The sequence below is a fragment of the Croceibacterium aestuarii genome (assembly GCF_030657335.1).
GTDB classification, from domain to species: domain Bacteria; phylum Pseudomonadota; class Alphaproteobacteria; order Sphingomonadales; family Sphingomonadaceae; genus Croceibacterium_B; species Croceibacterium_B aestuarii.
The window spans coordinates 755,057-767,523 of sequence record NZ_CP131039.1; the positions used below are offsets into that span (position 1 = coordinate 755,057).

At 60.9% G+C, this 12,467-nt stretch carries 12 protein-coding genes; 4 read left to right on the forward strand and 8 right to left on the reverse strand.

The genetic code is table 11. The features are described from left to right. Positions 1 to 2 precede the first annotated feature (2 nt). The 3 genes from Q7I88_RS03635 to Q7I88_RS03645 form a co-directional block, all read right to left on the reverse strand. Positions 3 to 2,417 (reverse strand): tellurite resistance TerB family protein, encoded by a 2,415-nt coding sequence (locus tag Q7I88_RS03635; RefSeq protein ID WP_305097674.1) that lies wholly within the window; start codon positions 2,415 to 2,417, stop codon positions 3 to 5. 62 nt (positions 2,418 to 2,479) lie between these two features. Next, entirely contained in the window at positions 2,480 to 3,397 is a 918-nt protein-coding gene (locus tag Q7I88_RS03640; protein WP_305097675.1) for a nucleotidyl transferase AbiEii/AbiGii toxin family protein, read from the reverse strand. 3 nt (positions 3,398 to 3,400) lie between these two features. Next, positions 3,401 to 4,189 carry a type IV toxin-antitoxin system AbiEi family antitoxin gene (locus Q7I88_RS03645; RefSeq protein ID WP_305097676.1) on the reverse strand — a complete coding sequence of 263 codons (789 nt, stop codon included), beginning with the start codon at positions 4,187 to 4,189 and terminating at the stop codon, positions 3,401 to 3,403. Positions 4,190 to 4,598: 409 nt separating this feature from the next. Between Q7I88_RS03645 and Q7I88_RS03650 the strand changes: the two genes are divergently transcribed. Next, a complete protein-coding gene (locus Q7I88_RS03650) occupies positions 4,599 to 4,805 on the forward strand; it encodes a helix-turn-helix transcriptional regulator (RefSeq protein WP_009802104.1) in 207 nt (68 codons plus the stop codon). Then, entirely contained in the window at positions 4,802 to 5,002 is a 201-nt protein-coding gene (locus Q7I88_RS03655; protein WP_305097677.1) for a helix-turn-helix domain-containing protein, read from the forward strand. Before Q7I88_RS03650 ends, Q7I88_RS03655 begins: the two co-directional genes overlap by 4 nt. Positions 5,003 to 5,036: 34 nt before the next feature. On the opposite strand, the gene Q7I88_RS03660 is transcribed toward Q7I88_RS03655, so the two are convergent. From Q7I88_RS03660 to Q7I88_RS03675, 4 genes are all read right to left on the reverse strand, one after another. Next, entirely contained in the window at positions 5,037 to 5,744 is a 708-nt protein-coding gene (locus Q7I88_RS03660) for a hypothetical protein (protein WP_305097678.1), read from the reverse strand. Between the two features lie 151 nt (positions 5,745 to 5,895). Next, positions 5,896 to 7,041, reverse strand: a complete 1,146-nt coding sequence (locus Q7I88_RS03665; protein ID WP_305097679.1) for a tyrosine-type recombinase/integrase — start codon at positions 7,039 to 7,041, stop codon at positions 5,896 to 5,898. 206 nt (positions 7,042 to 7,247) lie between these two features. Next, on the reverse strand, positions 7,248 to 8,498 hold the full coding sequence (locus Q7I88_RS03670) for an alpha/beta hydrolase (RefSeq protein ID WP_305097680.1): 1,251 nt from the start codon (positions 8,496 to 8,498) through the stop codon (positions 7,248 to 7,250). After that, positions 8,495 to 8,974 (reverse strand): MarR family winged helix-turn-helix transcriptional regulator, encoded by a 480-nt coding sequence (locus Q7I88_RS03675; protein ID WP_305097681.1) that lies wholly within the window; start codon positions 8,972 to 8,974, stop codon positions 8,495 to 8,497. Before Q7I88_RS03675 ends, Q7I88_RS03670 begins: the two co-directional genes overlap by 4 nt. Positions 8,975 to 9,074: 100 nt before the next feature. Between Q7I88_RS03675 and Q7I88_RS03680 the strand changes: the two genes are divergently transcribed. Beyond that, a complete protein-coding gene (locus Q7I88_RS03680; RefSeq protein WP_305097682.1) occupies positions 9,075 to 10,724 on the forward strand; it encodes a hypothetical protein in 1,650 nt (549 codons plus the stop codon). Positions 10,725 to 10,735: 11 nt separating this feature from the next. Next, complete coding sequence (locus Q7I88_RS03685; RefSeq protein ID WP_305097683.1) at positions 10,736 to 11,506, forward strand: OmpA family protein; 771 nt, start codon at positions 10,736 to 10,738, stop codon at positions 11,504 to 11,506. Here Q7I88_RS03685 and Q7I88_RS03690 read toward each other — a convergent pair. Next, on the reverse strand, positions 11,503 to 12,462 hold the full coding sequence (locus tag Q7I88_RS03690; protein WP_305097684.1) for an alpha/beta hydrolase: 960 nt from the start codon (positions 12,460 to 12,462) through the stop codon (positions 11,503 to 11,505). The two genes, Q7I88_RS03685 and Q7I88_RS03690, sit on opposite strands and share 4 nt — an antisense overlap. Positions 12,463 to 12,467: the final 5 nt, after the last annotated feature.

Below are 12,467 nucleotides of genomic sequence, written 5' to 3' on the forward strand. Positions count from 1 at the left end.
AATTAATCCCCCTTCGCCATCTCGGCTCGCAACGTATCGGCTATGTCCGGCGATACGTCATATCCCTCATACTCATCGAGCATGGCCTCATCGAATTTATCGAAAGCCCACTCGTTGACTACCTCAAGCGCGCCAGAGGGCATGAGCCCTTGCTTACTGGCGATCTCGTCAAACTCTTCGTCAGTCCAGTGATCGCGCTGGATTATCTGCTCTACAAGCATCGCGTGCTTGGGATCGAGGCCAGCCATTGACGATGGAAGAGCAAGTGCTGCGGTAGCCTCGTCGCTCACGTCTTCGTCGGTTGAAAAAATCTCGCCCAATACGCTTGAAACGCGCTCGGTGTCATTTCGAATAGCGGCAATACGCGCTGCATCGAGCGAACCGGCTTTGGCTTTCGGCTCGTCCGGTATTTGTTCGCCTGGTGCTTCAGCTTCGGCGGCTTTGACGCGAACAGGGCCGTCTGGCACATCGCCAGCATGGAGGTCGGCGTAAACGAGGCCAGCATCGATCCCCAGAGCCTTGTAGATCTTCTCGATGCAAGCCACTTCTTCAGACTGAATCACGCTGTCAGCGTGGGCTATCGCGACAACCGCCGCACGCAGGGCCAGATGATGTTCAGCGTCTGCGTCTTTCAGCTTGCTCCGCAGCCATGACATGTCTGGCGGTACATCGAGATACCATTCGAGGTTGGCGTAGAGACGCTTTCTCTCCAGCTCAGTCAGGCCGCTAACCGCTTCGATCTTTTCACTGAGTGCCCTGCGTTCGGCTTCCACAATTTTGCTGTCGGCATGTGCGACGAAGGTCGCCAGCGCCAGTTCAAACAATTCGGTTCGATATGCCGGGGAGACGTCTTCAAGCTGTTCAACCGGCTCGCCGAGTTCGAAGATCACAACGGGTTCGTCGATCTTCGGTCCACGCAGCGAGAATCTTGGGTCTGGAGCCATACCGAATCCGATACGGGCGAGTGCATCCGCTGCGCCAGTCAAGTTCCGCTTTCCGAGCTTCTCCGGCGTTTCTCCTTCCAGGCGCGAGATCACATCAAGTGCTGGGACCAGCCCGCCCGCCGCTACTTGTTGGCGCGCCCAGTCTTTGAGTTCTTCCAACTCGTCTGATGGGAACAGACCCCAAAGCTCAGCAGGTAGCAGCGCCTGTGCTTCAATGCTCCCACGGCCATCTGGATTTCGTCCAAGATATCGGCTAAACTTGTCGAGTTCATCCATAGCCTCATCTGCGATTTCTTGGGCTATCTCGACTGGTTTGCGCAAGCCGGAGATGTCGAGGATAGGCTTCCCGTTTGCGGAAATTGGAATGTTTCCGCCAAACTCACCTGATGCGGCCCTGTAACTGTATTCTAAGTGTTTTCTTGGCTTCGACACCGTGAGTTCGTTAGGAAAGCGGATTGCAAATTTGTGCCTGAACAATGACATAAACTCGTCCTCACAGCGAGTAGCCGGTGTGCGAAGGCGCCTTTCATTGTGACACATGAACCAGCTCAGGAGCCAATCCGCGTCAATTGGCATATCGTTGGCAATTGCTCCGCCTAAGGCGACTTTCAAGGACAGTGGAAGTTCCCAGCCCCAGTTCTTGTAGATGGGCTTCTTGAAATCTGCATCGTCTACAATGATGCTCGCCAAATCGATGAATTCTCCGAGATAGCGCTGCGCAGAGTGATTTTTACCGAACAACTCCTTTAATCGCCGCACCTCGACAAGAATGTCGCGTTTTTCGTTTTCTGACGCGTCATCGACCAGAAACCGCCGCTCTAAACCGTAGAAGAACAGGAACATGTAGCCGGGGTTGATTGATCCATCTTGGCGACCACCAGCCAGCCAATCGAGATAGGTAGCCCTGCAAACGGCAGGAATGCTCGAATAGCCCGGCCAATATGACATGTTGTCGCCATTCTTGTCCGACCCGACCCGCGCGACGGATAAAGATGGATCGATGTAGGCTCGACAGACCTCGCCATAGTAGGATGAACCAATGCGCGGTGGAGTGCCAACATAGACCATCCCATCGATCGTGCGACCCGCGATAGTGACGAGCTGGTCCCTAGGCACCCACCCTTGGTGACGGCGAGAAGTTGTTTCGGGGGGTTGCTGGAGCGTCCTGTTAGGCGGCTGCGGATTAGAGCGGGTTTGGCGAGGTCTCGAAGGTTGAATTCCCGGTCCTCCAGGTAGGCCGGGCAACACTCTGTCAGTAGGTCGCATCCCGTCTTCAGCCGGACTCTCGATCTCAAGTTTCGAGCTGCGACGCTTTTCGTACCACCAGACAAAGGCAATCGGCGCGAGGAGTGCGAACAATGCTTCAAGCGCATCGGGTAGACTGTCCAATGCAATTGCCGCGATTATTACGCAAACAAAGAAAAAGACGACGTAAAGCCCGATAATGCGGATGATTTTCCAGACAATCGACATACGCACTGCCTGCCATTTTGCGAATGAGAGGTCACGCGGATTTTCGCCAAGGGCATATTCGGTCAGCCGAGAAGTACTTTCTCAAGAACCTCAATCAGCTCGTTCCGCTTCTCAGGCAGCATATTCTCCAGATTCCGCTGCTTCCACACTACGGCTGGCAAGTGCCTTGCTTCCGGTATGCCGAGAAGCTCCCAGTCCGGTTCACCGCGCTTGAAGCCGATCAAGAATTGGCGGTGTGCGTCCGGCATTTCGCCAACCATGGTGTTGACGAGTGCCTCGCGCGCGGCCTCAAGATCGGCAAGTTCGACATTCTCTTGGGTCATACCGATAAATCCGCGCTCGAACTCCGCGTTCAGTGGTTTGCGGGTCGGAGCGAGCACTTCGGCCATCGGGCGATTGTGGCTGATAAGGTAGACGAGGAATGCGTGCCGCAGTTCGCCACTTATTCCTTCATTCGCCAGCAGGTCTCGCACGTCGAACAAGTCACGCGGGTGCTGGCGGTCCAGCGCCGCCACGATCTTCCCCGCATAGAGGTCGGCAAACGACACAACCTGCATTTCGGCGAAGCCGAATGTGTCTTCGACTGCGGGAACGACGCTCATGACCACGGGGTCGTAGACGGTGCCACGCAAGACAGGCGTTACCTCGATCTTGATCTGAACGCTTTCGGAGCGAACGATTAGCTTGGTGATGATGTTGTCGCCTGCTGAACGCGATGGGGCGACCGCCGCGCCCGGTATCCCGCCTTCGATCCGCTCCTTGATCCGCACCATCGCCGCGTCGATAGCTGCGAGTGATGAAGCGCGCTTCTCGACCGGCAAGTAGGTCAGGTCGATGTCCACCGAGAGGCGCGGCAAGTCGCGCACGAAGAGGTTGATCGCCGTGCCGCCCTTGAGTGCGAAGCACTGCTCTTGCGCCACGAACGGGATGGTGCGGATCAGGAGGGCCACCTGCTGCCGATAAGCGTCCTGGAAGGCCATTTCCTATTGTCCTCCAAGATCGGCAGGCACCGTGATGTCGTATTGCGGATCGAGCCTGCCCCCCTTCACCAGAACCCTTTTACCGGAACCCAAATCGATCCTGGCCAAGTCGAGTTTCGGTCGCCAAGCGTGACGGTGCCGGTCGGCAAAGAACAGGAACAGCCGCTTCACCTTGACGCTGGAGCAGGCTTCGAGAAGAGTTTGCAGGCGACGAGGGCTGAGATCGCTCAAGCCTTCCATCAAGGCATCGACCTGATGAAAGCTCTCATGCTTGGGCAGTTCATCGAGCAATTCGAGAACGGCGCGCTCCTTGCTCGAATAACGAACAGGCAATTGCGCGCCAGTGGCACTGTACATGGTGGGGCTTGGCAATGGCGGCGGGTCGGCATCTGCCGGAAACAGGCGCAAGCTGTTGTGCCATGCGAATGTTACTTCAAGCGGCAAATCATCGAGCCAGGTTGGCGGTCGTGTCGGCCCGTAAAGGTGAACTGTCTGGACGTTTGTCGAAAGGTAGTGGGCATAGCCTTGCTGTTCGAGCGCGGTGCGACCGCCAACGGTCAGTGGAAGGTCAAGCATGGTCTGAAGCGAGATCACGACCTGCTGCCAGGTCATAGGCCCGCGTGAACGGCGATAGACCCGTCGCGCTGGGCTATCCAGCCAGCCGGAACTTACATACTGGCTGCGCAGCGCGGACGAATAGCCATTGGCCTCAAGCCAGGCGGCATCGACCAGAAGTCCTTCCGGGAGCTCCTGCTGGAGTTGGTTTAGCTTGCTGTCCAAACGCGTAGCCATGCTTAGTGTTTTGCCACTTGTGTAAACTTGTGTCTAGTTTAAATTAGCCTCAAAAGGCTAAGCTGAACTTAGCGTTCTGGCAAAGATTCAAACCGCGCCGCCAAGCCGACTGCGCGAAAGAACACATGATTCGTCCGCGAAACCCGGCAACGCTGGCGTGGAAATTCGTCGCTGCCGTCGCAAATTCGCGCGTGTCAGCCGCAAAATCGCGTCGAACGAAAAAATTCTCAGAACCAAAGGCGAAGGAGCGGTTTGTCCGTACAGGTCTCTATCCGTCCATAGCCGGTTCAACTCGTGCAAATCGTTGAAGAATTGCCCGAATTCCACCTGAACCTGACCCTTGCGCCTTTCAGAAAAGTTCTCATTATGTTCCGAAGAGGGGCTGTCAATGTCAAAGTGAGAATGCCCCATGTCGAATACCGAACGCATCATCCGCCTCAAGACCGTGCTCGACCGCACCGGCCTTTCCCGCTCTACCATTTATCGCAAGATCGCCGAGGGCACATTCCCGTCGCAGGTCAAGATCAGCATCCACGGCGCGGGCTGGCACGAGTCTGCCATCAATCGCTGGATTGCCGATCCCGCTCACTATCGTGAAGAGGAACCGGCGGAATGAGCGGCCATCAACCTGTCGAGCCGGTCTGCGTCAGGATCGATGACGCTGCCCGTATGATCGGCGTTGGGCGCACGAAGCTCTATGAACTGATCTCCAGCGGTGAACTCGAAACGGTGAAGATCGGCAAGGCAACGCGCGTTACCACTGCCAGCTTGCAGAAGTTCGTCGAGCTGCGAGTTTCAGACCGGTGGCATTGAAACCCTCTTTAGAGAAAAGCCGACCGGACTCCTGTCACTCTGTCACATCGCCCACGCGCCACACTGTCACTTCGTTCTTAAGGCGATTGACCAGGAAGGTCATATCAGCATCCGGGAAATAATAGGCATCGTGCAATCTCGACATTGTTGCAGGCCCCTTCTGGGCAGGCCCAAGCCGCGCCTCGAAGCTCTCTCGATTCCATGGCACATTCATGCCGATATTGCCCATTACCCAACGTTGCAGCTCATTCCTACGCTCGGCGTCTGCGCGATCTTCTCCCGAACCGCCCAATGTGATCCTGTCCGTAGCTTCGAGTTCGGGTGCGGTCTTTGCGGCTGGATTTCCATTCTCCGCTCCCCACCGTGGGTAGAAACTCACCTCTGCATCATATTCTCCGCTAGGCAACGCGTTGCGAGCGCTGGAGGTATCGAGGACAAATTCGGTGCGAGGGGACGCAAGTGTAACTCGCTCGCTGTGACCTATGAAGACGTCGTCAGGCTTTTGACCCGCCAAAGCCACCCCAGCCATAACCTCTACCGGAGTTGGAAGATTGGTTGTCACAACGAATCGGATTTGCGTGTCGCTTTGCGGTGAGGCGTCCAACGAAATTTCAGCCGTTGCAGGATCGAAAGCATCGCCAACTGAGCCAGCTTCAACTTCGACAGCTTCGGGCGCTGGGTTCGGGGCTTGACCACAGGCCGCAAGTGTCAGGACTAGGCCTGCCGTCCACAAATACTTCATTGTAACCCCCTATAATCCCATATCAGAAATGGCTTGCGGTGTCCGAAAAGCCCGCGAAGCAGCCTAAGAATGGGATCGTAGCGAACTTGATAGCCAAATCTAGTCGAAGTCGGGGCCGTGCATAGCTTGGCACTTGTGGCACCTTTGACCGTTATGATTCCGGATTCAAATACTCCGCCCACATAGCCATCAAGTCGCGCCGCTTGTCGAAGAAGTCGGTGCGGCGATAGGCGGCTTCGACCTGGTTGCTCAGCTTGTGCGCCAAGGCCTTGTCCGCCACCTCCTTCGGAAAGTCGGTCTTCTCTGCCGCCCAATCGGTGAAGGCAGATCGGAAGCCGTGGACCGTCGCGCCCTTGATCCCGGCATCGCGCAACAGCTTGGTCATTGTCATGTCGCTGATGGGTTTCTCGCCATTGTTCGAGAAGACGAGGCCATCGTCGCTCGTGCGCAGTTTCCAGCGCCGACGCAGAATGGAGACCGCTGCCTTGGAGAGCGGCACCACATGCGTTTCCTTTGCCTTCATGCGCTCGCCGGGGATGGTCCAGACCGCCTTGTCGAGGTCGAACTCGGTCCAGACGGCCTTGCGCGTCTCGCTTGACCGCACGGCGTTGTAGATCGTGAAACGCAGGGCATCGCGGCCCGTGGTGGGTGATGCGGTCGCCAGCCCCTTCATGAACGCCGGAATCTCTGCATAGGGCATAGCCTTGAAGTGTTCGACCTTGTCGGTCTGGCGCGGCAATCCTTTGCGGACCGAGCGCAGCGCGGCCTCTTCTTCCCGCCATCCCTTGATATGTGCAAAGTCGAGCACGGCACCGATGCGCTGTAAGATCTTACGAGCAGTGTCGGGGATTTCGAGCCAAATGGGCGTAAGCACCTCGACGACGTGGGTGCTGTCCACCTGATCAACGGGCTTCCTTCCAATCATTGGAAAGACATGGTTTTCCATGCTGGAAATCCAGTTACGATAGTTCTGATTTTTCCAGCCGTCCTTCAAAGCTTCGTAGCATTCGCGCGCTGCGGTTTCGAAGCTCGGGACAACCTTACGCGACTTCCGTCGCTCGGCAACCGGATCGATCCCGGCACGAACCTGGCGGCGCAATGCGGCTGCGGCGTCCCGCGCCTCAGTCAGCGTCACATCAAGCGCCGATCCCAATCCATAGTCGCGCCGCCTGCCGTTATGCTGCATCCGCAAGACCCAACTACGCGAGCCACTTTCCTTTACGAAAAGGCACAAGCCACGGCCATCGACATAGCGACCGGGTTTGGCGTTCTTCACCTTCAATGCTGTCAGTGCCATAGGTTATACACACCATAAAATTGTTCCAACTTTCGACCCCACATGGTGATCGAAATGCAGGCAAACGGGGGCGATCAACCGTGAACACAGTAGAAGACAAATCCCTGATTTTACAGAGTGGTTAGGGACGCCCCGGCACTGCCTGCGACAGAAGTTGTAGCAATGTCGGGTGCGCCAAGGCTTTCGAGACACGCTCCGGTTGGAGCTCAGTCCAGGCCTCGCGGCATCGGCGGCGGCCGTCTGGTTGCATAGCTACCGGCCGGCACGCCCCACGATCCGCTCTGCAGGCGCTTCTCCACGGTGTGGATCGCGTCGAGTATCTGATCGCCCGAAAACGTACAGTGCCCTGCCTGGTCGAGATACAGCGACTTGAAGTCGGCGGCGGGGGCCTGCGCCGCGTAGCTTTCCTGCAGCGAGGGCGAGGTGACGGGGTCGCCGAGGTTCTGCACTGCCAGCAGCGGCACCGAAGGACGCAGCGTGGGCGTGTAGTGCGCGGCCATGTAGGTCCGGGCAGCGGGCCGCGAGGGAACTCTTGGCGCTTTGGCGAGCCGCTCGAGGTCCGCGCCGAGGTCTAGGTCTGCGGCGGCATAGGCGGCGCGAACGAAGTCTTCCCGCCCGCTTCGTCGAAGCAGCGCCGCGTAGTCGATGCCCGTGTTCCACGAGTAGCCAACGCCCGCGCGTTGCTCCTGTTCGGCGCGCGGGAGGAAGACTCCCATCGGGAAGGCCCTGACCAGAGCCTCGACCTGCCGTTCGCGGGTTCGCTCGGGGCTTTCGCCCGGCACCTCGGGCACCCAGGCCGGGATGCCTGCCAGGGTGGCGGCAAGAACGAGCCGCGCCCGGCCGGCGGCCGAAGCTTGCGCCTCCCGGGCGACTGCTTGGACCATTGCACCATTGGCGCGGTCGTCGGTGATGCCGACCAGTTCGATGGCGGACCTGGGCGCGAGCAGCGTCTTGAAAGCAAAGGCGCCGTCGAGACCCATGTTCATCATCGCGATCGACCCTCCGATCGAGCCGCAGAATGCGACTGCTCCGTCGATGATAGGCGCGCGTTTCTCGGCCAGCGCGGTGGTGACAAGTCCGCCCATCGAAAAGCCATAGGCGATGACCGACTTCGGCTTGCCGTAGCGCCGGGCGAAGGCCGCCACGGTGGCTTCTTGCGCGGGGACGGCCTCGGCCAGAGCCCAGCCGCCGGAGCCATAGTTCGAAGCCGCGAGTGCATAACCGCGCGCGAGAAGCGCTTCGCGGTATTGCGCCGGCGCCGGTTCAGGATGACCTGCCGCCGGGGCGTATCCGCGCGAATGCAGGAGAAGGGTGCCGTTCCAGTTGTCGGGGACAGCGGCCGACCAGACCGCGCCGCCGGGCAGGACCGCCTCGGTCGTCGGCGAACGGTCGACCGCCGCCGGGCCCGCGCATGCAGCGGTTGCCACCAACGTGAGTGCGGCGGCTCCGGCCTTCACCGCAAGGTCTCCTGCAGCTTGCGCAGCAGACGTGCCAGTTGGGCCCGTTCGGCCGCGGATAGGCCCTGGGCGATCTTCTGTTCCTGGAGTTTGCTGAACGTCCGTGACGCTTCAAGACGCTCGCTGCCCGCGTCGGTTACCCGCAGTTCGGCCTTGCGGGCGTCATCGGGCGATGGGCAGCGGCTGATCAGTCCCGCTTCCTTCAGCCGCCGGATGAGCAGGGTCACTTTGGGGGGATCGAGAAACAGGATGTGGGCAAGATCCTGGGGCGAAATGCCCGGGTTCTTCGCCACCAGCTCGAGCAAGGAAATCGCGCCGCTAGGCAACGCGGGCGGCTGGGCGCCCTCTGCCGGCCGCATCGCGCGCCGAATCGCCCGCCGGGCGATATGGACGCGAAAGCCGATGTGCTCGGCGAGCATGCCTTCATCGAAATGGTCCGGCGCAGCCGGGCTTGCTGGTGCGGGCGCAGCCGCCATATCCTGCCTCTTCTTTCCGCGCGAGAATTGGGTTGCCGCGCTCGCAATATCGCTCTAGGAATTACTTATCAAAGATAACTAGTTTGGCAATGAGGGATGCATGGGGTTTAACCGGACAAGCTGGGCGCGTCCCGATCGATTGCTCCTCCTGGCCGGGATTGCGTGTTTTGCCATCAGCGCGGCGTCGTCGTCGGGCCAGTCGGCTGACGAGGCGGCCGTTGCGGGTCATGTTCCCGATCAGCTGGAGCAGGCCGAAAAGGCCCCGGTGACGAAACAGGACGGCGGCAACGGTCCTGCGCGCTGGTGGGCTCCCGGAGAGGGCCGGCGCTTCCCGGCATTCCTTACCTATGGCAACGACAGCGGCGAGCTCGGGTTGCTGAACGATGCCGGTGCCTTCGAGACTGCCGGCCATCCGTTCTTCGAACCGCTCGGCCGCAACGGCCGGGCTTGCGTCAGCTGCCACCAGCCGGCCGACGGCATGGCGCTGTCGCTCAAGTCGATCGACGAGCGGTGGCGGGCCACCGGGGGCAAGGACCCGATCTTCTCCGCCATCGACGGGGCGAACTGCCCGAACCTGCCGCCGGCCGACCCGGCCTCGCATTCGCTGCTGCTCAAGCGCGGGCTGTTCCGCATCTTCCTGCCCTGGCCGCCCAAGGCGCGCGACGGCACGCCGATAAAGCCGGAATTCGATATCGAGGTGGTCCGCGATCCCGGTGGCTGCAACCTCGACCCGACGTACGGGCTCAACAGCAAGAACCCGACGATCTCGGTCTATCGCAGGCCGCGCGTGGTGGCGAACATGCAGTACGTCCTGCATCGCAACTTCGGGATCGGCGCCTTCGTCGGCAAGACCGGCGAACCGGCTGCGCGCGATCCGGAAAACGGCCAGCCCGTCAACATGAACATGATGGCCGATGCGCGTCAGCCGACGGTCAAGACGCAGGCCGTCGAAGCGGCGATCACCCACCTGCAATTCGACGGCGTGCTCAGTCCCGAGCAGCTGCAACGGATCAAGGATTTCGAATCCCAGATCTATTCGGCGCAGGTGAAGCTCGACGGGGCGGGCAGCCTGATCGAGTCCGACGGCCCGCCCGGAATGGGGCCGTACAACCTCGCCAGTGGCGACAAGGGCGTGCTCGGCAACAACATAACCAAGTGGGTCATACCGGTCGGAGATGCCTGGCAGGTGAAGAAGTCGGGCGAGAGCGAGGACCAGTTCGCCAAACGGCAGTCGATCCTGCGCGGGCAGAAAATTTTCCACTTCCGCACCTTCTGGATCAAGGACTCGATGTACCTCAACAACGTCGGGCTGGGGAATCCGGTCAAGCGGACCTGCGCCACCTGCCACGGCATGCACATGACCGGAATGGACACCGCCAACGGCTGGATGGACATCGGCACCACCAACCTCCCCTGGGCCAAGGAGGCGCCGCGCAATCCATGGCAGACCGAGGATGAGCTGATGCCGCTGTTCAAGATCACCTGTCACAAGGACGTGCAGCCGCATCCCTATCTCGGCAGGGTCATCTACACGCAGGATCCGGGCCGGGCGCTGATTTCCGGCAAGTGCAACGACGTCGGCACGATCGTGATGCAGCAGTTCCGCGGGCTCGCGGCACGCGCGCCGTATTTCTCCAATGGCTCCGCGGCCAGTGTTCGCGAGCTGATCGACTTCTACGACCGGCGTTACAACATCCAGTACAGCGAGCAGGAAAAGACCGATCTCGGCAACTTCCTGATGAGCCTGTGAGGAGGGGGACCATGCGCTTGCTTCCACGTGCCGCCGCCCTGCTCGCCGCCACCGGTTGCGCTGCCCATGCCGCCGAGCCGGACCCGCTGCCCTTGGTCGCCTGCCCCATAGTGCAGGACACGCCCAGCGTGCCCTGCTGGATCGTCGAGACGGGCGGCGAGACCTATTACCTCGGCATCCAGTCGGACGTCTCGGCGCCGTTCAACCCGCCTTCGCTCGGGCACAAGGTCCTCGTCGAAGGCAAGGTAGACCGAAGCGCGCCGCGCATCTGCGGCGGGCTGGTGGTCGATCCGGTGACGGTCTCGATCATGCCCGAGGCATCGCCCGAGTGCGACGATCTGCGCATGGTCAATCCGCGCATCTCGCTGCCTTTCGAGCCGCCGCGTCCTCCCGGTCCGAGCCTCGGGCGGCTGGCCTTCACCTACCCGGGGCCGCCCCCGGCGCCGCAACCGCCGTTCGAGACGAAGGCGTTCACGGTGCCCTACGAATTCGAAGGCATGGTCGGCTTCAAGACGCCGCGGTTCCTCAATCCGGTGCTGCTCTATGCGCAGCAGACCGAGGCGCGGCGGATCGAGATCACCGGTTATCGCGGCGCCACGAGGCTGGCCGACGGAACGGTCCTGAAGGAACACGAGGGCATCGCGCATGCCAGGGCGGAAGAAGTCGCCGCAATGCTCAAGGGAGCGGGTATCGACCGGGCCGACTACGTGGTCTCGGCCGACGAAAGCCCGGCCCCTGGCGGGCCGGACAATCGCCGGGTCGAGATCAAGGTGGTGCCCTAGTCGAAATTCTTCAGCGCGACCGTCGCCTCGGGATTGACGCACAGGCGGCAATTGGCGCCGAGGAAGCTGCGCGCGGCGCTCCTGCTGCCCCGTAGCTGCCATTCGAGCCAGTCTACGACGATGCCCGCGGCGGTCCCGCCCATCGGCTTGTTGTAGGTACCGCCGTGGCCGAACGGCAGGTTGACCAGCGCCACCGGGACGTGACCGATGCGGCTGACGTCGTCGGTGCCGTTGGCATAGGCGATGTCGGTTGGCCCGCCGAGCAGGTACATCACCGGGGTGTGGAACTTCTCCAGCGCCGATTTGGGCAGGCTCATCCCGCCGATCGATTCTCCGCTGGCGTTGAAGATGCCCGAGTTCTGCACCACCACGGTCGTGACCCGGGGATCCGATGCGAGACCGATGGCTTGCAGCCCGCCGCAGCTGAAGCCGCCGACAGCGACGGCCTGCTTGTCGATGAGCTCGGCATACTTGCTGCCGTTGCGCGCGTTCTCGGCCAGAGCGAAATCGAGTCCCTCGCGGACATCGTCGGCGCTTGTCGCCGGCGGGGGCAGGCGCTGTCCCGCCTCGGGCGCGCGCGGCGGCTCCGGCTGGACCTTGGCATTGGGCCCGCTGCGCCACTTGCCCGGCGCAATGACGAGGTATCCATAAGAGGCGATCTCGGCGAGGTGCTGGCGCTGGCTCGAGCCGTCGTCGGCGCAGCCGCCGTTGCCCCAGGCCAGCACGCCGAGCTTGCCGCCCTTGAACGGGGCAAGATCGGCGGGGCGGTAGACCACGTGGTCGGGGATTCCGGCATCGAGTTCCATGACCGCCGGGTAGGGCCCGTCGCCGGGTGTATCGGGCACCTTGTTCGCCTCAGCCATCATGCGGGCGAAATCGTTCTCCTGGGCCCCCGCGGCGGTGGACAGCAGTGCAATCGTGGCGGCCAGCACCGCAATCTTTCCTGTTTTCATCATCGAAG